22 protein-coding genes and 3 tRNA genes are annotated in these 21,425 nt (G+C 72.7%); 13 read left to right on the top strand and 12 right to left on the bottom strand.

The window, feature by feature from the left end:
• Window positions 1–153 precede the first annotated feature (153 nt).
• Window positions 154–357 carry a hypothetical protein gene (locus AAG742_RS01095; RefSeq protein WP_248116428.1) on the bottom strand — a complete coding sequence of 68 codons (204 nt, stop codon included), beginning with the start codon at window positions 355–357 and terminating at the stop codon, window positions 154–156.
• Window positions 358–686: 329 nt separating this feature from the next.
• On the opposite strand from AAG742_RS01095, the gene AAG742_RS01090 reads away from it, so the two are divergent.
• Window positions 687–956 carry a hypothetical protein gene (locus AAG742_RS01090; RefSeq protein ID WP_298710539.1) on the top strand — a complete coding sequence of 90 codons (270 nt, stop codon included), beginning with the start codon at window positions 687–689 and terminating at the stop codon, window positions 954–956.
• Window positions 957–986: 30 nt separating this feature from the next.
• Here the strand turns inward: AAG742_RS01090 and AAG742_RS01085 are convergent, their stop codons facing one another.
• Both AAG742_RS01085 and AAG742_RS01080 read right to left on the bottom strand, forming a co-directional pair.
• The gene (locus AAG742_RS01085; protein WP_248116424.1) at window positions 987–1,628 is read right to left on the bottom strand and encodes a thymidine kinase; all 642 of its coding nucleotides are present in this window, start codon (window positions 1,626–1,628) and stop codon (window positions 987–989) included.
• 37 nt (window positions 1,629–1,665) lie between these two features.
• Window positions 1,666–2,115: a DUF3151 domain-containing protein gene (locus AAG742_RS01080; protein ID WP_248116422.1), complete on the bottom strand. Its 450-nt coding sequence runs from the start codon at window positions 2,113–2,115 to the stop codon at window positions 1,666–1,668.
• Between the two features lie 167 nt (window positions 2,116–2,282).
• Between AAG742_RS01080 and AAG742_RS01075 the strand changes: the two genes are divergently transcribed.
• Window positions 2,283–3,533, top strand: coding sequence for a hypothetical protein (locus AAG742_RS01075; RefSeq protein WP_298710541.1), 1,251 nt, complete (start codon window positions 2,283–2,285; stop codon window positions 3,531–3,533).
• Window positions 3,534–3,642: 109 nt separating this feature from the next.
• Here the strand turns inward: AAG742_RS01075 and fbaA are convergent, their stop codons facing one another.
• Window positions 3,643–4,665, bottom strand: coding sequence for a class II fructose-bisphosphate aldolase (fbaA, locus tag AAG742_RS01070; protein WP_298710543.1), 1,023 nt, complete (start codon window positions 4,663–4,665; stop codon window positions 3,643–3,645).
• 157 nt (window positions 4,666–4,822) lie between these two features.
• On the opposite strand from fbaA, the gene AAG742_RS01065 reads away from it, so the two are divergent.
• Window positions 4,823–5,719: an SMP-30/gluconolactonase/LRE family protein gene (locus AAG742_RS01065; RefSeq protein ID WP_298710546.1), complete on the top strand. Its 897-nt coding sequence runs from the start codon at window positions 4,823–4,825 to the stop codon at window positions 5,717–5,719.
• Between the two features lie 79 nt (window positions 5,720–5,798).
• Here AAG742_RS01065 and AAG742_RS01060 read toward each other — a convergent pair whose 3' ends face one another.
• Both AAG742_RS01060 and AAG742_RS01055 read right to left on the bottom strand, forming a co-directional pair.
• Window positions 5,799–6,404 carry an RNA methyltransferase gene (locus AAG742_RS01060; RefSeq protein ID WP_248116409.1) on the bottom strand — a complete coding sequence of 202 codons (606 nt, stop codon included), beginning with the start codon at window positions 6,402–6,404 and terminating at the stop codon, window positions 5,799–5,801.
• A 128-nt stretch (window positions 6,405–6,532) separates the two neighbouring features.
• Window positions 6,533–6,898, bottom strand: a complete 366-nt coding sequence (locus AAG742_RS01055; RefSeq protein ID WP_298710548.1) for a hypothetical protein — start codon at window positions 6,896–6,898, stop codon at window positions 6,533–6,535.
• 49 nt (window positions 6,899–6,947) lie between these two features.
• On the opposite strand from AAG742_RS01055, the gene AAG742_RS01050 reads away from it, so the two are divergent.
• Complete coding sequence (locus AAG742_RS01050; protein WP_298710550.1) at window positions 6,948–7,988, top strand: magnesium and cobalt transport protein CorA; 1,041 nt, start codon at window positions 6,948–6,950, stop codon at window positions 7,986–7,988.
• Between the two features lie 85 nt (window positions 7,989–8,073).
• On the opposite strand, the gene pyrE is transcribed toward AAG742_RS01050, so the two are convergent.
• Window positions 8,074–8,664 carry an orotate phosphoribosyltransferase gene (gene pyrE / locus AAG742_RS01045; protein ID WP_298710554.1) on the bottom strand — a complete coding sequence of 197 codons (591 nt, stop codon included), beginning with the start codon at window positions 8,662–8,664 and terminating at the stop codon, window positions 8,074–8,076.
• 166 nt (window positions 8,665–8,830) lie between these two features.
• Between pyrE and AAG742_RS01040 the strand changes: the two genes are divergently transcribed.
• The 4 genes from AAG742_RS01040 to AAG742_RS01025 all read left to right on the top strand — a co-directional run bounded on the left by AAG742_RS01040 (window position 8,831) and on the right by AAG742_RS01025 (window position 11,932).
• Window positions 8,831–9,274 (top strand): MarR family winged helix-turn-helix transcriptional regulator, encoded by a 444-nt coding sequence (locus AAG742_RS01040; RefSeq protein ID WP_248117912.1) that lies wholly within the window; start codon window positions 8,831–8,833, stop codon window positions 9,272–9,274.
• A 66-nt stretch (window positions 9,275–9,340) separates the two neighbouring features.
• Entirely contained in the window at window positions 9,341–10,222 is an 882-nt protein-coding gene (gene nadE, locus AAG742_RS01035; protein ID WP_298710557.1) for an ammonia-dependent NAD(+) synthetase, read from the top strand.
• 21 nt (window positions 10,223–10,243) lie between these two features.
• A complete protein-coding gene (locus AAG742_RS01030; RefSeq protein ID WP_298986398.1) occupies window positions 10,244–11,071 on the top strand; it encodes an exodeoxyribonuclease III in 828 nt (275 codons plus the stop codon).
• 9 nt (window positions 11,072–11,080) lie between these two features.
• Complete coding sequence (locus AAG742_RS01025) at window positions 11,081–11,932, top strand: hypothetical protein (RefSeq protein WP_298986395.1); 852 nt, start codon at window positions 11,081–11,083, stop codon at window positions 11,930–11,932.
• 116 nt (window positions 11,933–12,048) lie between these two features.
• Here the strand turns inward: AAG742_RS01025 and AAG742_RS01020 are convergent, their stop codons facing one another.
• Entirely contained in the window at window positions 12,049–12,627 is a 579-nt protein-coding gene (locus AAG742_RS01020; RefSeq protein ID WP_298710569.1) for a nitroreductase family protein, read from the bottom strand.
• 30 nt (window positions 12,628–12,657) lie between these two features.
• Between AAG742_RS01020 and AAG742_RS01015 the strand changes: the two genes are divergently transcribed.
• The 3 genes from AAG742_RS01015 (at window position 12,658) to AAG742_RS01005 (ending at window position 17,427) form a co-directional block, all read left to right on the top strand.
• Entirely contained in the window at window positions 12,658–13,995 is a 1,338-nt protein-coding gene (locus AAG742_RS01015; protein WP_298710572.1) for an MFS transporter, read from the top strand.
• A gap of 61 nt (window positions 13,996–14,056) precedes the next feature.
• Window positions 14,057–15,862: a glycoside hydrolase family 13 protein gene (locus tag AAG742_RS01010; protein WP_298710866.1), complete on the top strand. Its 1,806-nt coding sequence runs from the start codon at window positions 14,057–14,059 to the stop codon at window positions 15,860–15,862.
• Window positions 15,863–15,972: 110 nt separating this feature from the next.
• Window positions 15,973–17,427: an amino acid permease gene (locus tag AAG742_RS01005; RefSeq protein ID WP_343282191.1), complete on the top strand. Its 1,455-nt coding sequence runs from the start codon at window positions 15,973–15,975 to the stop codon at window positions 17,425–17,427.
• A 132-nt stretch (window positions 17,428–17,559) separates the two neighbouring features.
• Here the strand turns inward: AAG742_RS01005 and AAG742_RS01000 are convergent, their stop codons facing one another.
• Window positions 17,560–19,473, bottom strand: a complete 1,914-nt coding sequence (locus tag AAG742_RS01000; protein WP_343282190.1) for a BCCT family transporter — start codon at window positions 19,471–19,473, stop codon at window positions 17,560–17,562.
• Between the two features lie 334 nt (window positions 19,474–19,807).
• On the opposite strand from AAG742_RS01000, the gene AAG742_RS00995 reads away from it, so the two are divergent.
• Entirely contained in the window at window positions 19,808–20,575 is a 768-nt protein-coding gene (locus AAG742_RS00995) for a zinc-binding dehydrogenase (protein ID WP_343282189.1), read from the top strand.
• Between the two features lie 39 nt (window positions 20,576–20,614).
• Window positions 20,615–20,845: a hypothetical protein gene (locus tag AAG742_RS00990; RefSeq protein WP_248117894.1), complete on the top strand. Its 231-nt coding sequence runs from the start codon at window positions 20,615–20,617 to the stop codon at window positions 20,843–20,845.
• A gap of 154 nt (window positions 20,846–20,999) precedes the next feature.
• Here the strand turns inward: AAG742_RS00990 and AAG742_RS00985 are convergent.
• The 3 genes from AAG742_RS00985 to AAG742_RS00975 form a co-directional block, all read right to left on the bottom strand.
• Window positions 21,000–21,075 (bottom strand) — tRNA-Phe (locus AAG742_RS00985).
• Window positions 21,076–21,149: 74 nt separating this feature from the next.
• Window positions 21,150–21,223: transfer RNA gene (locus AAG742_RS00980), tRNA-Asp, on the bottom strand.
• 114 nt (window positions 21,224–21,337) lie between these two features.
• A tRNA-Glu gene (locus AAG742_RS00975) sits at window positions 21,338–21,410 on the bottom strand.
• Between the last annotated feature and the right edge of the window lie 15 nt (window positions 21,411–21,425).

Below are 21,425 nucleotides of genomic sequence, written 5' to 3'. Positions count from 1 at the left end.
GTCGGTGGGAGTGACGGCCAGCACTATAACAGTGTTCAGTGAACGGTGTTCAGTACCCACTCCTGCCCGCCCGGAACGGGCGCCGCCCGCGCGCCTTCCGGCGCGAGACGGGAGGGCGCTGAGAACGACGTCGCGACCAGGACGGGGCGATCGTCACCGCGCGCGGGCGTCGCGCACGGCCGCAGCCCGCTCGATCCTCGCCTGCTCCACCGCGTCCAGGGCGGCACGATAGGCCGCGCCCTTCTCGCAGCAGCCCCCGAGGCAGCAGTCCTCATCGAGGTCGAAGTCCGCCGGGTCCGGGAGCGCGGGCTCCGGAGGCAGGCCGTTGACGTCGGTGGGGTCCGGTGCGGCGGTCATGGGGCGGTCCTCACGGGGTTCGGTCGGGTCGGGCGCACCCGAGCAACGGCGGGTGCCACCGGAGGCGACGACGCCGCCGAGCTCAGCCTGCCATCAACGTGGCGGGTGCGGGGGCGGCGCCGGCACTCCACCCCGGGCGATGCGTCACCGCCCCTCCGTGAGCCCCCGCCGCCAGAGCTGCCTCCAGAGCGCCGGCCGCCTCCGCCAGGCGGCCCTCAGGAGACGAGTGCAGGATGACCACTCGAAGGATTCGCACGACACCGGCCGTCGACCGTCAGACGACGCGCGCCGTTCACGTTCCCACCCCGGCCCCTCTCTAAGCTGACCCCGTGTCGACCGACGTCGAGCTCCAGCGCCCCCGCCCTCCCGCTCCTCGGCGACCCTGGTGGAGGTGGCCCGAGCGCGCGGGCGAGCGTGTCTCGTACCCACCCGCGCCGCCGTCGTCCCCCACCGGCGCGCCCCGCCGCGGCCAGCTCCTCTCCCGCCCCTCCCAGCCCGGCCTGACCCTCTACTGGGCGGCCGTGCTCGGGCAGGAGTGGACGGGCGAGCGGATCGAGGCCATCCAGCGGGCGGTGCGCGAGGACTACCGGCCGCGGTGACGGGGTCGCCCGCCCCGCCAGGCTCCAACGTCAGCCCAGTCGGCCGCCCGACTCGTCCAGGTAGCACGCCGCGCACAGCGACTCGTAGGTGACCTCGACGCCGTCGATGGCCACCTGGTCCCCCTCGAACACGAAGCGCCCGGCGCCCGTGGCGGCGTCCACCACCTTGCGGGTGTTGAAGACGGCCTTGCGCCCGCAGCGGCAGATGGTCTTGAGCTCCTCGAGGGAGTGCGCCACCTCCAGCAGGCGGGCGGAGCCGGGGAACGAGTGCGTGCGGAAGTCCGTGCGGATGCCGTAGGCCATCACCGGCACGCCCTCCAGCACCGCGATGCGCAGGAGGTCGTCCACCTGGCGCGGCTCGAGGAACTGCGCCTCGTCCACGAGCAGGCACGCCACGGGCGCCGCGTCCACGTGGTCCAGGAGCGCGTCCGGGTCGTCGCCGGCGGCGTGCCGGCGGAACAGCTCCACGACGTCGGCGCCCGACGGGATCACGAAGTCCACCGGGCTCGAGACGCCCAGGCGGGAGAGGATCCGCGCGTCGCCCTTCGTGTCGACCGCCGGCTTCGCCAGCAGCACGCGCTGGCCGCGCTCCTGGTAGTTGAAGGCCGCCTGCAGCAGTCCCGTGGACTTGCCGGAGTTCATCGCCCCGTAGCGGAAGTAGAGCTTGGCCACGTCGTCGTCGGCGTCCCTGGAGTGCCTCGCGCCGGCCTCAGGCCCGCGCGGCCCCGCCCTGCTGGGAGGCCTCGATCTGCTCGGCGGCCGTGGGGTCCGAGTCGCGCAGGAAGGTGCGGATGCGCTCGACCTCCTCGGACTCGCCGATGCCGGCGGCCGCGCGGCCGAGGGAGTACAGGCTCAGGAGGAAGCCGCGGTTCGGCTCATGGCTCCACGGCACGGGGCCCGCGCCGCGCCAGCCGGCCTTGCGCAGAGCGTCCAGGCCGCGGTGGTAGCCCACGCGGGCATACGCGTAGGAGTCCACGGCACGGCCCTCGCTCCAGGCATCCTCGGCCATGAGCGCCCACACGAGGGAGGAGGTGGGGGCCACGGGCACGATGTCCTCCGGGAGGTCGCCCGCCTCGAGCCGGGCGAGCACCTCCGGCTCCTCCGGCAGCCGCGTGGCCGCGGGCTCCATCAGGTTGCGGCCGATCAGGGACTCGGACATGCGGTGCTCCTCTTCCTCGGGTGCCTCGGTCGTTCCGCGTGGGGTCACCGCGCGGAGCGGTCTCGCCCGCGAGTCTATCCAGCGGTCCGGTACCGTAGGGCGAGCATCCGGCCGGGAGGCATCTCTCCGCGCGCCCGGCCCGCGATGCCGTCGAAGGAGCCCACGCCATGTCCTACCCCGAGTCCCCGCGTCGCCGCGCCGCCGCGGCCGCCGGCACCGCCGCCCTCGCGCTCGTCCTGGCCGGCTGTGCCGCGGGCGGAGAGTCGGGCGGCACCACCCCGTCGCCCAGCCCCACGGCGTCCGCGTCCGCCACAGGCGCCGCCTCCACCGCGGACCCCACCCCCACGGACCCGGCCGCCGCCGCCGCGTCCCGCGTGGCCGCCGCCAGGGCTTCGGCCGCCGCGGAGGGGACGCGCCGCCCCGAGCCCCGCGAGGCCCTGCAGACCGTGGGCCCCGGCATCAAGGACGGCGCCGCCTCCGGCGGCTGGCAGTCTGTGGCCGCCGCGAAGAACAACACCGTCTCCGTCATGAACTGCACGCGGGACGTGCTGGACCAGCGGACCATGGACGCCGTCGCCACCCACATCCCGAATCCGTCGGCCATCGGCTTCGTGGACCAGTACGCCTCGCGCGACGCCACCCACGAGTTCCTGTCCTGCGTCTACCAGGGCGACTCGAAGCGCAGCACCGGCATGCCCGTGGTCACCGTGAGCTACCAGCACAACCTCGACGGCGAGCGCCTCGACTGGTGCCGGCCCGAGCCCGCCGCCGTGGCCGACGAGTACTCCTTCGACGAGGCCTCAGGCAAGGGCCTGCTCGCGCTGCTGCGCCCGGGCATGGTGGGCGGCCAGGACGGCGCACCCCTGCTTCCCCAGCGCACCGGGTGGGCCTGCACCGAGGACGGCACCGAGATGGTCTCCGTCATCTTCGGCGCCATGGAGGGCTACGGCGACGCCAACGACGGCCTCACCCAGGTGGAGGACTCCCCCGTCGCCCAGAGCACGACCGTGGTCACCCAGGCCCGCGACCACCTCGCGGACACCGTGCTGAAGGACCCCTCGCACTACCGCGAGATCATCCAGAAGAGCTCCCCGTTCTTCCTGGACGCGCAGATGGACGAGGAGTCCCTCCAGGCGGCCCGCGCGCTGCCCACCGGGCGGATCCCCGAGGACCAGCTCACGGACCAGTCCACGATCGACCGCCCCGAGGGCGCCCCGGGCCCCGTGGCCCCGGGCCAGCCGCCCCGCCCGTTCCAGGGTGCGGCGGCCGCCGCCGCGGCCTCCTCGAGTGCGGCCGCCGCCGCGGAGAGCGCCGCCTCGCCCTCGGCCACCCCCGCTGAGGGGACGGGGGATCCCTCCGCGGAGCCCGCCGCCTCCACGGCCGCCTCGCCGGCGCAGTCCCCCAGCATCCCGGACTGAGCCTGAGACCCGGGGGCACCCCGCCCCGGTTGCCCCGCCCTCACCGACGACGCCGGCCGACCGCCTCCTTCGGGAGGCGGCCGGCCGGCGTCGTCGGCGGCGGTGCGGGTCAGCCGATGGTGCGGCCCGCGGCGCCGAGGTTCTGCGCGGCCAGGGCCACGCGCTCGGCCATGGCGGTCTCGGCCTTGGCGCCCCACACGCGGGGGTCGTACATCTTCTTGTCGCCCACCTCGCCGTCCACCTTGAGCACGCCGGCGTAGTTCTCGAGCATGTGGCCCACCACGGGGCGGGTGAACGCGTACTGGGTGTCCGTGTCCACGTTCATCTTCACCACGCCGAAGGAGACGGCGTCCGCGATCTCCTGCTCGGAGGAGCCGGAGCCGCCGTGGAACACGAGGTCGAACGGGCGCTGCTTCCCGAACTTCTCGCCCACCGCGGTCTGGATCTCCTCGAGGATCTCCGGGCGCAGCTTCACGCCGCCCGGCTTGTACACGCCGTGCACGTTGCCGAAGGTCAGCGCGGTGAGGTAGCGGCCGTCCTCCCCGGTGCCGAGGGCCTCCACCGTCGCGATGCCGTCCTCGATGGTGGTGTAGAGCTTGTCGTTGATCTCATGGGCCACGCCGTCCTCCTCGCCGCCCACGACGCCGATCTCGACCTCGAGGATCTGACGGTTGGCGCGGGTGCGGGCCAGGAGCTCCTTCGCGATGCGCAGGTTCTCCTCGAGGGTCTCGGCGGAGCCGTCCCACATGTGGGAGTTGAAGAGCGGGTCCCGGCCGGCCTTGACCTCGGCCTCGGAGGCGTCCAGGAGCGGGCGGACGAAGCCGTCCAGCTTGTCCTTGGGGCAGTGGTCCGTGTGCAGCGCGATGTTCACGCTGTACTTCTTGGCAACCTCGCGGGCGAACGCGGCCATGGCGAGCGAGCCGGTGACCATGTCCTTCACGGAGGAGCCGGAGAAGTAGGCGGCGCCGCCGGTGGAGACCTGGATGATGCCGTCCGACTCGGCCTCGGCGAAGCCGCGGATGGCGGCGTTGAGGGTCTGGGAGCTGGTGACGTTGATGGCCGGGTAGGCGAAGGGGCCGTTCTTGGCGGCGTCGATCATCTCGGCGTACTTGTCCGGGGAGGCGATGGGCATGCTTCTCAAGCTCCTCATGTCGCGGGGCGGCGGATCGTTCTGCTCGTCATCGTAACGGGGCGGGTGCAGGCGCGGTCAGGGCTGGACGACGATGCCCTGCGCCCCGGTAGCGTCGGCGGCGGACCACCCGTCACCCCGCCGCCACGAAGGAGCCGCCATGCGCGCCGAACAGGTCACCGATCCCCTCTGCTACCACGGCGAGGGCCCCGTGTGGGCCGAGAGCTGGGGCACCGCCTCCGAGGGCCTGGCCGCCGGCGGTGGGCTGCGCTGGGTGGACATGCTCGCGGGGGACGTGCTGTCCCTGCGAGCGGACGGCGGCGTGGAGCGCACCCACGTGGGCGACGTCGCCGCGGCCCTGCGCCCGCGCGTCGGGGGCGGCGCCGTGATCGGCGTGGAGCGGGGCTTCGCCCTCATGTCTCCGGACGGGGAGCTGACCACGCTGCCCGAGCTGTGGCCCGAGGCCGACGGGATCCGCATGAACGAGGGCGGCTGCGATCCGGACGGCCGCTTCCACTGCGGCACCATGGCCTACGCCAAGACCCCCGGTGCCGCGACCCTCTACCGACTCTCCCCCGGCCCCGGGGGCGGCGCGGGCGACGTGGACGCGGTGCTCACCGGCGCGACGACGTCGAACGGCCTGGAGTGGAGCCCGGACGGCTCGCTCGCCTACTACGACGACACGCCCACCCGGCAGGTGGCGGTGTTCGACTACTCCCGCGAGGAAGGCCTGACGAACCGTCGCGTGCTCACCGACGTGCTGGACGGCGAGGGCAAGCCGGACGGTCTCACCGTGGACGCCGAGGGCGGGATCTGGGTGGCCGTGATCAGCCACGGGCAGATCCACCGCTACACGCCCGAGGGGAGGCTCGACGAGGTGGTGGAGGTGCCCGTGCAGAAGACCACGGCGTGCACCTTCGGCGGCGAGGACCTGGGCACCCTCTACATCACCACGTCGTGGGAGAACATGGAGCCGGGCGAGGACCCGCTCGCCGGTGCAGTGTTCGCGGTGCGCCCGGGCGTGAGCGGGCTGCCGGTCCGCCCCTTCGCCGGCTGACTCCCCCGCACCGCGCCGTCGTGCACGAGACGGGAGCCATTCGCCCCGCCGTCGTGCACGAGACGGGACGCGACCCCCATCACGGCGACGGCGCCGGGCCCCCGTGCTGGCGGATCCAGCCGTGCATCGCGATGCCGGCGGCCACGCCCGCGTTGATCGAGCGGGTGGAGCCGTACTGGGCGATCGAGAGGACCGCCTCGCTCGCCGCCCGCACCTCCTCCGAGAGCCCGGGGCCCTCCTGGCCGAACACGAGCACGCACGATCGCGGGAAGTCGAACGTCTCGAGCGGCACGGACTCCGGGAAGAGGTCCACCCCGATCACGGGCAGCCCCTGACCCGCGGCCCACCCCGTGAACTCCTCCACGGACGCGTGGTGGTGCACGTGGAGGTACCGGTCCGTCACCATGGCCCCGCGCCGGTTCCAGCGGCGCCGGCCGATGACGTGCACGCCCGCGGCGTTGAACGCGTTCGCGGTGCGCACCACCGTGCCGATGTTCAGGTCGTGCTGCCAGTTCTCGATGGCCACGTGGAACGGATGCCGCCGGGCATCCAGCTCGGCCACGATCGCCTCGAGCCGCCAGTACCGGTAGCGGTCCAGGACGTTGCGGCGGTCGCCGCCGGCCAGCAGCTCCGGGTCGAGGCGCGCGTCGTCGGGCCACGGCCCCTCCCACGGGGGCACGCCCACGGCGCGCTCGGCATCCGGTCCCTCTCCGTCCCGGCCCCCGTCCCCGGGAACGGCGGAGGAGACCGGCGCACCCGAGGAGACGGGCGCGCCGGGGCGAGCGCCGCCGTCGTCATGCTGCCGGGGCGCGCTCAGCGGCGGCCGGCCTTGCGGTCCACGAGGGCCCACGAGCCGAGCGCGGACGCTCCGGCCACGGAGAGCACCGCGGGCCACGCGCCGATCCTCTTCGCGAGCGGGTGGGAGGCGCCGAAGCCGCCGAGGTACAGCGCGGAGAGGGCGCCGGCGACGACGGGGCCGCCCTTGGCCAGCCAGGTGCGGCCCGCGTAGCCGCCGGCCGCGGCGAGCACCACGCCGCCGAGCGGTCGGATGCCGGTCTCGCGGGCGGTCAGGTAGCCGCCGACCAGCCCGAGGGCCGCGATCGGGGCGGTGGTGACGGCGTCGGCGGGGAGGAGGGTCTTGCCGTCGCGGACGACGGGACGGCTCTGCTGCTTGCTCATGGCTCCACCGTACGCCGCCGCGCCCCGCTCGCCGGGGCAGAATGTCCCGGTGACCACCATCGACAACGCCGTCTACGTGGACGGCAAGCGCGTCCACACGCCGACCAGCCTCGACGACACCTGGGAGTCCTGCGAGCGGGAGGGGGGCATGGCGTGGCTCGGGCTCTACCGGCCGAGCGAGGCCGAGCTGCAGGCGGTGGCGACCGAGCTGCACCTCCATGAGCTGGCGGTCGAGGACGCCGTCAACGGCGGCGAGCGGGCGAAGCTCGACCACTACGGGGACGGCTGGTTCATGGTCCTGCACCCCGCGCGCTACGACGACCAGAAGGAGCTCGTGGTCATCGGCGAGCTCTCGGTCTTCACCGGGGAGAACTTCGTGGTGACCGTCCGCCACTCGGACGAGCCCGACCTGGCGGGCATCCGCGCTGCCCTGGAGGAGCACCCGGACCGGCTGGCCCTCGGGCCCTGGCAGGTCTCCTTCGAGATCCTGGACCGCGTGGTGGACGACTACTTCCCGGTGATGGACGGCCTCGAGACGGACGTGGACCAGATCGAGGACCAGCTCTTCCGCCGGAACAGGGGCGTGTCACGGCGCATCTACAAGCTCTCGCGCCAGGTGATCCACGTGCAGCGCGCCATCAAGGAGCTGCCCGCCATGGTGCAGCAGATGCAGCGGTCCGTGGAGAGCGCCACGGGCGCGAAGCTGGACGGCTCCCACGCCGCCCACGTGGATGACGACGCGGCCGTGGAGACCCTGCGCCGCCTGCGCGACGTGCACGACCACGTGGTCCACCTCAACGACAAGGCCGCGTCCCTGCGCACCGTCCTGGAGAACGCGCTCGCCCTGGACTCGACCCTCGCGAGCAAACGGCTGGCGGAGCAGTCGATCGCGCAGAACGAGCAGACGAAGAAGATCTCCTCGTGGGCGGCCATCATCTTCGCCCCGCAGCTCATCGGGTCCATCTACGGCATGAACTTCGACCACATGCCGGAGCTGCACTGGTTCTGGGGCTACCCCTTCGCCCTCGCGCTCATGCTGGCGGTGGCGGTCACGCTCTACGTGCTGTTCAAGCGCAACGACTGGCTCTGACCCCCGCGTTTCGCTAGGGAAATCGTCGCCTCCAGGCCAACCTGCTGGGATGGAGGCGACGATTTCCCTCACGAAAGTGACGGGGTCAGTGGAGGCCGAGCTCGTCCTTGTCGAAGGCGTACAGGTAGGGGACCCCGGCTTCCTCGGCCACGCGCTCGGCGGCACCGGTGGCGCGGTCCACGATCACGGCCACGGCCTGCACGTCACCGCCGGCGCGGCGCACGCCCTCCACCGCGGTGAGCGCGGAGCCGCCGGTGGTGGAGGTGTCCTCCAGCACGACGACGCGGCGCCCGTCCACGCCCGGGCCCTCGACCTGGCGGCCCATGCCGTAGGACTTCTGCGCCTTGCGGACCACGAACGCGTCGAGCGCGCGGCCCTGGGCCCCGGCGGCGTGCATCATCGCGGTGGCCACGGGATCGGCGCCCATGGTGAGGCCGCCCATCGTCTCGTACTCGATCCCGGCGTCCTCGAGCAGGCGCAGCATCACGCGGCCGATCAGCGGGGCCGCCTCGTGGTGCAGCGTGACGCGGCGCAGGTCCACGTAGTAGTCCGCCTCCTTGCCGGAGGAGAGCGTCACCCGGCCGTGCACCACGGCGAGCTCGGTGATGAGCTGCTTGAGTCGCTCGCGATCCTGCTCGGGGGTGGGGTCGGCGGTCTGGGTCTGCGCGTCGGTCATGCGCCCAGCCTAATCGCGGCCGATCGCGCCCATCTCGGCCGACCGGCCCCGGCCGGGCACAGTTCTGCCAGGCAGCCCCCGTGGTTGCCTGGCAGAACTGTGCCCGGCCGCGGCAGGGGGCGCCGCCCCCTGCCGCTCCCGCGCCCCGCTGGCTACGCTCGGGGCCATGACGGACCAGGCGAACGACACGACCCACCAGCACCCCTCCGGCCTCCCCCTCTCCCACTGGCTCACGGTGACGGAGGCCCTGATCGCGGCCCAGGTGGCCCAGTCCCTCGAGGAGCACGGGCTCACCCGCGCGCAGTGGCAGGTCCTCAACGTCCTCTCCACCGCACCGCGGACCACTGCCGAGCTCACGGGTGGGTTCGAGGAGGAGCAGCGCGCCGCCGTCGCCGGCCAGCTCGAGGAGCTCGTGGAGTCCGGATGGGTGGTGTACGAGGGCGAGCTGTACTCCCTCACCCAGACCGGCCGGTCCGCGGGCGACCGGGTGGCGGCCGCCGTGACCGCCCTGCGCGAGCGCGCGACGGAGGGCCTGCCCGCCGAGCACTACGACGTCACCCTGCGCACGCTGCGGCAGGTGGCCCGCAACCTCGGCCACCCGGAGGCCTGAGCCGAGGCCTCCCCGGGGACGCCAGGGCCGGGACGCACCCGGGGACGCCGCCGTAGGGTGTCCCGCATGCGTGAACTCCAGCAGCAGATCATCGACGAGATGGGCGTGAAGCCCGCGATCGACCCGGCCGCCGAGGTCGAGGCCCGCGTGCAGTTCCTCGTGGACTACCTCGAGGCCACCGGCGCGTCCGGCTACGTGCTGGGCATCTCCGGCGGCGTGGACTCCACGGCCGCCGGCCGACTGGCCCAGCTCGCGGTGGAGCGCCGCCGCGCGCAGCTGGGCGTCGCGGACGCCGTCGTGGAGGGCCGCGAGCAGCCCGCCCTCGGGGCCCCGACCCGCGAGGCGCCCCAGTTCACCGGCGTGCGCCTGCCCCACAAGGTGCAGCACGACGAGGCCGACGCCCAGGCCGCCCTGGACTTCGTGGACGCCGACCGCGAGGTGACGATCAACATCGGCGACGCCACCGACGGCCTCGCGGCGGCCTTCGCCGCGGGCGTCGGCGAGGAGATCTCCGACTTCGACAAGGGCAACGTGAAGGCCCGCCTGCGCATGACCGCGCAGTACGCCGTGGCCGGCGCGCACGGGCAGCTGGTGATCGGCACGGACCAGGGCGCGGAGTCCACCACGGGCTTCTTCACCAAGTTCGGCGACGGCGGTGCGGACATCCTGCCGCTGTTCGGCCTCGACAAGCGCCAGGTGCGGGCCCTCGCGAAGGAGATGGGCGCCCCCGAGCACCTGTGGGACAAGGTCCCCACCGCGGACCTGCTGGACGGCAAACCGGGCCAGACGGACGAGACCGAGCTGGGCATGAGCTACGAGCACATCGACGACTACCTCGAGGGACGGGAGATCCCCGAGGAGGTCGCCGAGCGGCTCGAGGGCATCTGGCTGCGCTCCCGCCACAAGCGGACGACGCCGGTGACCATTCACGACGACTGGTGGCGCTGACCCCTTCGTTAGGCTGGCCGGGTGAAGATCGCGACCTGGAACGTCAACTCCCTCCGTGCCCGCGCCGACCGCGTCGAGGCCTTCCTCGAGCGCCAGGACATCGACGTCCTGGCGATCCAGGAGACCAAGTGCAAGGACGAGAACTTCCCGTGGGAGCTCTTCGAGCGTGCCGGCTACGAGGTGGCCCACAACGGGATCTCGCAGTGGAACGGCGTGGCCATCGCCTCCCGCGTGGGCCTCACGGACGTGCAGCGCGGCTTCCCCGGCCAGCCGCACTTCGGCAAGGGGGGCAAGGACCCGGCCGAGGAGTCCCGCGCGATCGGCGCGACGGTGGGCACCGAGGCGCGCGACGGCGTCGCACCCGTCCGCCTGTGGAGCCTCTACGTCCCCAACGGGCGCGGCCTGCAGGACGAGCACATGCCCTACAAGCTGGAGTGGCTGCGGGTGCTGCGCGAGCACGCCGCCGAGCGCCTCGCCGCGGACCCCCAGACGCGCCTGGCCCTCACCGGCGACTGGAACATCGCCCCGCAGGACGAGGACGTGTGGGACATCGACCTGTTCGTGGACGAGGGCTACACGCACGTCTCCCCGCCCGAGCGCGCCGCGTTCCACGCGTTCGAGGAGGCCGGCCTCCAGGACGTGGTGCGTCCGCGCCACCCCGGACCCGGGGTGTACACCTACTGGGACTACACGGGCCTGGCCTTCCCCAAGAAGAAGGGCATGCGCATCGACTTCCAGCTGTGCTCCCCCGCGCTCGCCGAGACGGTCACGGACGCCTTCATCGACCGTGAGGAGCGCAAGGGCAAGGGTGCCTCGGACCACGCGCCCGTCGTCGTCGAGCTGGGCTGAGCCGCCGGCATGCCGCACCGTGGCACCGCGCACCTGCGCGTCTTCCAGCCGCTCACCGCGTACCCGGACGCGGTGCAGGCACGGCTGATCGCCGGGACGCACCGCTCCCGCGTCGAGGTCGAGGCCGAGGCGGACGAGCGGGCGCGGCAGCGCCTGGTGCGCCGCGCCGCGGACCCGTTCCCCGAGCCCGGCGAGGACGAGCTCGTGCGCGTGGTGACGGACTCCCACGGCTCCGCGTTCTACTGCCCGGACGAGCTCGGACTGCGCGCGGAGATGGCGGCCGCCCTGCTCGAGGGCGCCATGACGCCGTCCGCGTTCGAGGCCGCGATCCCGGCGGCGGCCCGCGCCATGAACCGCGGCCGCGCGCTCGTGCAGCTCGAGGACGAGTGGGGGCTCTCCCCGGACCCGGACGAGCCGCACGGCGAGGGCGGCCACCACCGCGTGCAGACGCGCACCGCCACGTGGGGCGTGCCGCACGGCTGGCTCGCGGCGTTCGACCCGGAGGAGCCCGTGCAGCGGCTCGTGGACGGGGAGACGGTGGCCTGCCGGCGGGCGCGCGTGACGGTCGCCCGGGAGCGGTGCGCGCACGCGGCCGCGGTGCTCGCCCGGCACGCCCCGGAGTCCGAGCTCCTCGGCGAGCTGACGGTGATGGGCGAGTGGCTGGGCTCCTTCCACCCGGACTCCGTGCTCGAGCTGGACTACGGAGCACTCACGTCGCACGTCTGGCCGGACGACTCCGTGTACGACCTCTGGACGCTGCTCGACGCGCTCGAGGAGGGCGACGCCGCGACCGGCGGCGTGGCCCAGGAGCGGCTCAACCGGCGTTGGGCGGCCGTCGGGATGCTGGCCCGGGCGAACTGAGCACTCAGGGCCCTGGAACGAGGTGTCATGAATTGTTGGTATCCGGGCCGGATACCAACATTTCGTGACACCTCGACGGCGTGAGGGGGGCGGGCGTGGGTGTCGCGGCGGGCAGCTCAGCCCCGCGGCATGCGGGAGAGGAACGGCGCGGGGTCCAGCGGCGGGCGGTGCGAGGAGGCGAGCCTCGCCGCGAAGGCCGGGTCGACGTCCCCCACGTACAGCCAGCCCAGGAGCAGCTCGCCCTCGCCCAGGCCGTGCGCCGCGCGCACCTCGCCGGCGTTCGTGTGCGGGCCGGAGCGCCACATCACGCCCCACCCGGCCTGCCACAGCGCGAGCTCGAGCAGGTGCGCGGCGCCCGCGGCCGTGGCGTCCTGCTCCCACGGCGGCACCGCCGGGTGCTCCGTCCGGCTCGCGACGACGGCGATCAGCAGCTCCGCCCGGAACGGCTTGGGGTTCACCTCGCCCGTCGCGCGGGTGACGCCCGCGGCGGCGTCGAGGGCGTCGGCGAGCACGCGCCGGTCCTCCCCGCGCAGCAGGATCAGGCGCCAGGGCCGCAGCGCCTTGTGGTCCGCCACCGGGGTGACGGTGGCCAGCAGGCGGGCGACCTCCTCGTCGGACGGGGTCTGCGGGCCCACCTTGGAGACGGACCGGCGCGAGGCCATGGCCTGCAGGACGGGGTCGTCGAAGAGCTTCATCCGCCCATTGTGGCCGCTAGCGTGGACGCAGTGAGCACCACGGAGAGGATCTACTCGTGCCTGGTCACCCGCAGCCCCGAGGCCGAGGCGAGGCTCCCGGAGCAGGTCCGCCGCGACGTCCCGGCCAACGGCCTGCGCCTCGTGGGCGCGAACACCCTGCAGTCCTCGGGCGACCAGATCGTCAACGCCTCCACCGTCCTGCCGTGGCTGTTCGCGGCGCTCGGCGTCCCGCCCGCGCTCACGGGCCTGCTCAAGCCGATCCGCGAGTCCCTCTCCATGCTCCCGCAGGCGTTCCTCACCCCGCTCGTGCTGCGCGCGCGGCGGCGCAAGCGCGTCTTCGCCCTCGGCGCGCTCGTGCAGGCGGGATCCGTCGCCGCAATGGCCGCCACCGCCGCACTCGGGACGGGTCTGGCGGCCGGCGTGCTGATCCTGGCGGCCCTGGCCGTCTTCTCCCTGGGGCGCTGCCTGTGCTCGATCTCCTCCAAGGACGTGCAGGGCCGCGTGGTGCCCCCGGGCGAGCGCGGGCAGATCACCGGGCTGGCGACGACGGCGTCCGGGCTGGTGGCGATCACCCTCGGGCTGGGCATCCGCGGGCTCGGCGGAGGCTCCCTCGACGCCGGGGCCCTCGCGGGGCTCCTGACGGTCGGGGCGGCACTGTGGGTCGCGGTCGCGGGGGTCTCCCTGACCCTGCGCGAGCCCGCCGAGGATCCCGAGGAGGGTGGCAAGGAGGCCGACGACGACGGCGGGGATGACGGACCCCTCGCCCGCCGCTCCTGGGCCCTGCTGCGCGAGGACCGGGACTTCCGCCAGTTCGTCACCGTGCGCTCCCTGCTGCTGGTCTCCTCGCTGAGCCCGCCGTTCATCGTGATGCTGGCCCTCGACGCCGGCACGGACGCGCTCGCCGGCCTCGGCGGCTTCGTGATCGCCTCGGGGGTGGCCTCGCTGGTCGGCGGCCGCCTCTTCGGCCGGTTCGCGGACCGCTCCAGCCGGCTGCTCATGGCGGTGACGGCGGCGATAGCGTCGGCGGTGATCGTCGCCGTCGTGGTGCTGGCGGCCCTGCCGGCGTTCCGGGGCGGGAGCGGGGCGGGCGGCGTGCTGCTGGTGAGCGCCTACTTCCTGCTCACGCTCGCGCACACGGGCGTGCGCGTCGGCCGCAAGACGTACCTCATGGACATGGCCTCCGGGGACACGCGCACCGTCTACACGGCGGTGTCCAACACCGCGATGGGCGTGATCCTGCTGGTGGTGGGCGCCATCAGCGCCGCCCTGGCCGCCGCGAGCGCGACGTGGGCGCTCCTCCTCCTCGCCGCGCTCGGGGCCGCGGGCGTCGTCGCGGGCCTGCGCCTGCCGGAGGTCTCGAGGGGCTGAGACCGACCCGCCGACCGTCGCCGGCTCTAGGCTGGAGCCCATGACCACGCCATCCCCCGCCATGCGCCTGACCACCCCGCCGTCGGAAGCCCGCAACCGCCCGACCACGCCGTGGTGGGTGGACGCCGTGATCTACCAGGTGTACCCGCGCAGCTTCGCGGACGGCAACGGCGACGGCATGGGCGACCTGCCCGGCGTCACCGCGCGCATGGACTACCTGCAGACCCTGGGCGTGGACGCGATCTGGCTCTCGCCCTTCTACCTCTCCCCGCAGCACGACGCCGGCTACGACGTGGCGGACTACCGCGCCGTCGACCCGCGGTTCGGCACGCTGGAGGACGCGGATGCGATGATCGACGCCGCCCACGCGGCGGGGATCCGCGTGATCGTGGACCTCGTGCCCAATCACACCTCCTCCGAGCACGCGTGGTTCCAGGCGGCGTTGGCGACCCCGCCCGGCTCCCCCGAGCGCGCCCGCTACCACTTCGCCGAGGGCCGCGGCGAGCACGGGGAGCTGCCGCCCAGCAACTGGCTCTCGACCTTCGGCGGCGGCGCGTGGTCCCGCGTGACCGAGGCGGACGGGACGCCGGGCCAGTGGTACCTGCACCTCTTCGACACCACGCAGCCGGACCTGAACTGGGAGAACCCGGAGGTCCGCGAGGAGTTCGAGGGCATCCTGCGGTTCTGGCTGGACCGCGGCGTGGACGGCTTCCGCGTGGACGTGGCGCACGGGCTCATCAAGAAGCCCGGCTACCCCGACTCCGAGCACACCCGCATGGGCATGGTGGTGGACGCCGGCGAGGACGACGACCCCACGTTCGACCCGGACACCTTCGAGCCCCTCATGCCGTTCATCGACCAGGACCGCGTGCACGAGGTGTACCGGCAGTGGCGCCGGGTGCTGGACTCCTACGACCACGAGCCCATGATGGTGGCCGAGGCCTGGGTGGCCCCGCTCTCCCGCACGTTCCGCTACGTGCGCCCGGGGGAGATGCACCAGGCCTTCAACTTCACCTACCTCGTGGCCGGCTGGGACGCGCAGTCCCTGTCCTCCGCGATCGAGCGCTCCTTCACGGCGGCCGAGCGGGTGGGGGCGCCCAACACGTGGGTGCTCTCCAACCACGACACCGTGCGGCACACCTCCCGCTACGGCCTCACGGATCCGAGCTCCTACCCCGCCGGGATCACCGCCGACGACGAGCAGCCGGATGAGGAGCTGGGCCGCCGTCGCGCCCGAGCCGCCGCCCTGATCGAGCTGGGCCTGCCCGGCTCGGCGTACATCTACCAGGGCGACGAGCTAGGCCTGCCCGAGCACACCACGCTCGCGGCCGAGCACCGCCAGGACCCGTACTTCTTCCGCACGGACGGGGAGGAGCCCGGCCGGGACGGCTGCCGCATCCCGCTGCCCTGGGAGGCGGACGCCCCCGCGTACGGCTTCTCGGCCACCGCCGACGACGACGGCGCGTCCACCGCGCCCGCCTCCCCCTGGCTGCCCCAGCCGGACTCCTTCCGGGCGCTGGCCGCGGACCGCCAGGTCGGCGTCGAGGGGTCCGTGTTCGAGCTGTACCGCCGGCTGCTGGAGATCCGCGGCGAGCTGGACCTGGGCACCGGCACGTTCGCGTGGTCCGAGCACCACGACCCGGAGCGCGGCGTGCTCGCGTTCACCGTGACCAACGGCGGGGGCCACCACCTCGGCTCGGGCGAGCCGATCCCGGCCCGGACGGTGCTCGTGATCGCCAACCTCGGCGCCGAGCCCCTGGACCTGCCCGCCGGCCATGCGAAGGCCCTGTCCTCCCTCGAGGACCCGGACGCACTCGCCGACGGCCGCCTGGCCCCCGACTCGGCGGCCTGGCTGCTGCAGGCCTGACCAGCGCAGATCCGGGGGTTGCCGAGGAGTGGCAGACATTTGCCACTTCACTGTGGAGTGAGTCACCATGGCATGTCATCTCATTCACGCCCTGAGCGGAGACCCTTCTCGTGAACGCAACCCCCTCCGGCGTGCATGCCGCAGGCGCCGCCCCGGCCGGCGGCGGTGAGAGCCAGCTGCACCGCGGGCTGAGCCAGCGCCACATCATGTTCATCGCCCTCGGCACGGCGATCGGCACCGGGCTGTTCTACGGCTCGGCCGGCGGCATCCAGACCGCGGGCCCCGGCGTCATCCTTGCCTTCCTCATCGCGGGCTCCGCCGTGTACCTCGTGATGCGCGCTCTCGGCGAGATGACGCTGCGGGAGCCGGTCTCCGGCTCGTTCGCGGCGTACGCCTCCCGCTACCTCGGCCCCTTCGCGGGCTACGTGACCGGCTGGACCTTCGTGTTCGAGCTGGCCGTCGTGATCGTGGCGGACACCGCCGCCATCACCACGTACATGGCGTTCTGGTTCCCGGACGTGCCCGGCTGGGCGTGGGTCGCGGCCACCATCCTCGTGATCGGACTGGTCAACCTCACCCACGTCGGCAGCTTCGGCGAGACCGAGTTCTGGCTGACGCTCATCAAGGTCGGCGCCATCGTGGCGATGATCTTCGGCGGCCTCATCCTCATGTTCACGGGCGCCTCCTTCACGGACGGCACCCCGGCGGGCCTGAACAACCTCGTGGACCACGGCGGCTTCCTGCCGATGGGCTTCGGCGGCGTCCTGCTGGCGCTGACGATCGTGACCTTCTCCTTCGGCGGCATCGAGACCCTCGGCGTGGCCGCGGGCGAGGCGAAGAACCCGGAGAAGGTGCTCCCGAAGGCCATCAACACCGTGCCCGTCCGCATCCTGCTCTTCTACGTGCTGACCATGGTGGTCATCATGTCGCTCATGCCGTGGACCGCCGTGGACGGCAAGACCAGCCCGTTCGTGCAGATCTTCGAGGGGCTCGGCGTGCCGTTCGCCCCGCATCTGCTGAACTTCGTGGTCCTGACCGCCGCGATCTCCGCCATCAACGCGTGCATCTACGCCGCGGGCCGCCTGCTCTACGCGATGGCGCACGACGGCCAGGCGCCGCGGGCCTTCACCCGCGTCAACCGCGGCGGCGTGCCGTGGCTGAGCATCGTGGTGATGCTCGGGGTCATGGTGCTGGGCGCGATCCTCATCACCGTGAACCCGGACGCGTTCGTCCTCGTGGCCGGCGTCGCCTCCTTCGCCGTGGTCTTCACGTGGGCCATGATCTTCCTCTCGCACCGCGCCATGCAGGCCCGCGTGAAGGAGCAGGGCGCGGCCCCCTCGGTGTACCCGATGCCGCTCGGCGCCCTCGGCACATGGCTCGGCCTGGCCTTCGTGGCCACGGTGGTCATCACCATGGCCACCGTCCCGGAGTCCCGCCAGGCCCTGCTGATCGGCCTCGTGTGGGTCGCGTGCCTCACCGCCGCATGGTTCCTCACCGGCGTCCGCACGTCCGCCGCCGTGCACGACCGCACGGGCACCCTGCCGGTGGTCCGCCAGCACGACTGACCGCCGCGCGGAGCGGCACAGACACAGGAGCCGCACAGACACAGACGAGCCCTGCGCCGCCGTCCTCATTCCTTCCGGATGAGGGCGACGACGCAGGGCTCGCCTGCGTGCGGGGTCGGGTCTGCCGCGGGGTCAGCCCGCGGCGGTCGAGCCGCCGGGGGCGCCCGCCGAGGGTCCCCGTGACGGCGCCAACGGCGTGCTGCCGGCCGGCGTGCCGTCGGCGAGTCGGATCTCGTGGTCCGCACCCGGCGAGGCCACCTGCGCGATCCTGTGCTGGCGGTCGCGGCTCAGCGAGGCCCACCACTGCGAGGCGGCCACGGGGCCGCCGTCGACGACGTCCGGATCGTCCGTCTCGAGGCCGAGACGGTCCTTGATGGAGGCCAGCATGGCCGCGCGGCGCACGGCCTCCACGCGGGCCACGGAGTAGCTGAGGATGCGGAACGTGGACAGGCACATCACGAGCATCATGATGCTGAACGGCAGGCCGATCGTGATGGCGAGCGTCTGGATGGCGCTCAGGCCGCCGGCCATGAGCAGCGCGGCCGCCATGAACGCGGTGGCGATCGCGAAGAAGATCCGGATCATCACCTTGGGGTTCACGTCGCCGCCCGTGGCGAGCATGCCCATCACGAGCGAGCCGGAGTCCGAGGAGGTCACGAAGAACACGGCCGAGAGGAGGATGAAGCCGACCATCATGACGCTGCCGGCCGGCAGCTGCTCCACGACCTGGAACAGGGCGGTGTTCGCATCGATCGAGCCGTCCGCGCCGACCACGGACTCATAGCCCGCGGGGCGGACGGTCTCCATGTAGATGGCGGTGCCGCCGAGGATGCCGAACCACAGGATCGAGATCAGGGTGGGCACGAGCATCACGCCGGCGATGAACTCACGCACGGTGCGCCCGCGGGAGATGCGGGCGATGAAGATGCCGACGAAGGGGGTCCAGGACATCCACCAGCCCCAGTAGTAGGCCGTCCAGCCGGCCTGCCACGCATCGCCCTCCGCGCCGAAGAACGCGGAGACGTTGAGGGAGTTGGCGAAGTAGTTCTGCAGGTACGCGCCGGTGGACTGCACCATCTCCTTGAAGAGGAAGGAGGTGGGTCCCACGATCAGCAGGAAGAGGAGCAGGCCCGCGGCGAGGATGAGGTTGAAGTTGGAGAGCCACTTCATGCCGCGCTCCACTCCCGAGACCACCGTGTAGAGGACGACGCAGGTCACGAGAGCGATCATCACGTACTCGAGCCACGCGCTGTCCTCAGGGACGAACCCGAGGGCACGCAGCCCGGCGGCCATCTGGGTCACGCCGAGGCCGAGCGAGGTGGCGACGCCGAACACGGTGCCCACGAGGGCCAGGGTGTCGATGAGGTGGCCCCATCCGCCGCGGGTGCGCTTCTCGCCGAGGATCGACTCGAAGGCCCAGCGCAGGGAGAGGGGACGGCCGCGGCGGTGGATGGCAAGGCCCACGGCCACGCCCACGACGGCGTAGATCGCCCAGGGCTGCAGGCCCCAGTGCAGGAACGTGGTCGCCAGGGCGTTCTGCGAGGCCTGGCCCTGGGTGGGGTTGGTCGCCGCGATGTCCGGACGCGGCGAGACGAAGTGCATGAGCGGCTCGGTCATGCCGTAGAACACGAGGCCGATGCCCATGCCGGCGGCGAAGAGCAGGGAGAACCAGGACAGGGTGGAGAACTCGGGCTTCTCGTCCGGCTTGCCCATCGTGATGGCGCCCTTGCGGGAGAACGCGAGGTAGACGCAGAAGAGGACGAAGAACAGCGCGACGGCGGCGTACCACCACGAGAAGTTCGAGATGATGGCGCCCTGGACGGCCGAGATGGCGGTGGTCATCTGGTCCGGGAAGAACAGCGTGGCGAGCACGAATGCCAGGACGATGACAGCGGTGGGCCAGAAGACACCCGGCACGAGGGCGCGCCCCGCGCTGGTGGAGGCGTCGGCGGCGGTGGTGGGAACGGGGTCGTCGGATCGGGAGGCGGTGGGGGCGGACACGCCCGGCGGCGTGCCCCTGGTCGCGGGCGGAGTGTCGTCGATCATGCCGTCCACCCTACGGGGGAGCCGGCGGCTGGGCGCGGAGAGGGACGGAGGATCGTGTCCGCTCTCATGGCAGCTCGTGACGGCGCACACACGGCGGCGGGCCTCGCCCCTGGGCTCGAGCGGGCGCCGACCCTACGCTGGAGGGGAGGGAGTCCCGGAGCACCCGGGCCCCCTCGATCCGGCTCCGCACCGGGACCGGGGATCCCCTCACAGGAGGTCAGCCCATGAAGGCCATCGTCTACCACGGTCCCGGCAAGCGCGTGTGGGAAGAGGTCCCGGACGCCACGATCATCGACTCGACGGACGCATCCTCCGCCACGAGGGCGTCGGCGTCGTGACTGAGGCGGGCGCGGAGGTGAAGGACGTCAAGGTCGGCGACCGCGTCATCATCTCCTGCGTCTCCACGTGCATGGACTGCTCGTACTGCCGCGAGGGCCTGACCTCCCACTGCCAGGCCATGGGCGGCATCGGCTGGGTCTTCGGCCACCTGATCGACGGCACGCAGGCCGAGCTGGTCCGCGTCCCGTTCGCGGACAACGGCCTCATCCCGCTGCCCGAGGGCGACACCGTGCTCGTGGTGGGCGCCGGCCCCGTCGGCCTGTCCGCCATCATGACGGCGGCCGCGAAGGGCGCCTCGACGATCATCGCCGTGGACGGCAACGAGTTCCGCCTCGAGTCCGCGCGGAAGTTCGGCGCCACGCACATCTTCACCCCCGGGGAGGACACCACGGCGAAGGTCAAGGAGCTCACGGCGGACGGTCTCGGCGTGGACGTGGCCATGGAGGCCGTGGGCATCCCCGCGACGTTCTCCGCGTGCCTCGACGCGATCCGCCCGGGCGGCCACGTGGTCAACCTCGGCGTGCACGGCAAGCCGGTGGAGTTCCCCATCGACCGCGAGTGGATCAACAACATCACCATCACCACGGGCCTCGTGAACGCCACCACGGCCCCCGAGCTGCTGGGCCGCATCCAGGACGGCTCCATCAAGCCCGAGGAGTTCGTGACCCACCGCTTCACGTTCGACCAGTGGGACGAGGCCTATGAGATGTTCGCCCACGCGGCGGACGAGAAGGCGCTCAAGGTCATCGTCACCGCCCCGTGACGGGCACCGCCCTCAGACCCCCGAGAGAAGGAGAGCACCATGACCACGGATCCGAACGAGATCGAGCTGGAGGCCGACCTCCTGGCCGATCCCAACGCCGCCGGCGACCCCGACCCGCTGGACGGCCGCGACGGTCAGCCGGCCCCGGGCAGCTCGGACGACCCGCAGGACTGGCCCCTGGACGGCCGCACGCCGGACGACCTCCGCGGCGCCGAGTCCGAGGCGATGCACGTCCTGGACCCGGCCGAGGAGGCCGAGGACCTCTCCTGAGGCCCGTTCAGCCGGTGGAGGCCCCCGCCACGGCGGGGGCCTCCGTCATGTCTCGGCCCTCTCGGATGCCGGCGTGGTGCTGATGGGCGAACGCCTGGATGGCGGTCTGCACGACGCAGAAGGCCCCCCGCTGCTGCGGGGGGCCTTCTCCACGTGGTGGCTCCGACCGGCGTCGATCCGGTGACCTTACGATTTTCAGTCGTACGCTCTACCAACTGAGCTACAGAGCCCGGCGGGGGTTCCACCGCCTGGACCATGTGTCACCGGACTCCGTTGCCGAATACCGGTGATCGGATGATCCGAGCGACCCTGACGAGACTTGAACTCGCGACCTCCGCCGTGACAGGGCGGCGCGCTAACCAACTGCGCTACAGGGCCTTGCTGTGCTGCTTTCCTTCTCTGCAACGAGTTGAAACTCTATCAGAGCCTCGCGTCGCCGCGCAAATCGGGTGGAGCGTGAGCCTGAGCACACGCCGCGTGGCCGATCCTGCGTACCCCCAACGGGATTCGAACCCGTGTCGCCGCCGTGAAAGGGCGGTGTCCTAGGCCACTAGACGATGGGGGCAGGTCCGGGTCGAGA

It is taken from the genome of Micrococcus sp. 2A, assembly GCF_039519235.1.
In the GTDB taxonomy this organism is placed as follows: Bacteria; Actinomycetota; Actinomycetes; order Actinomycetales; family Micrococcaceae; genus Micrococcus.
Note: the sequence above shows the minus strand (reverse complement) of the source record. Positions and strands in the feature narration are given on the sequence as shown.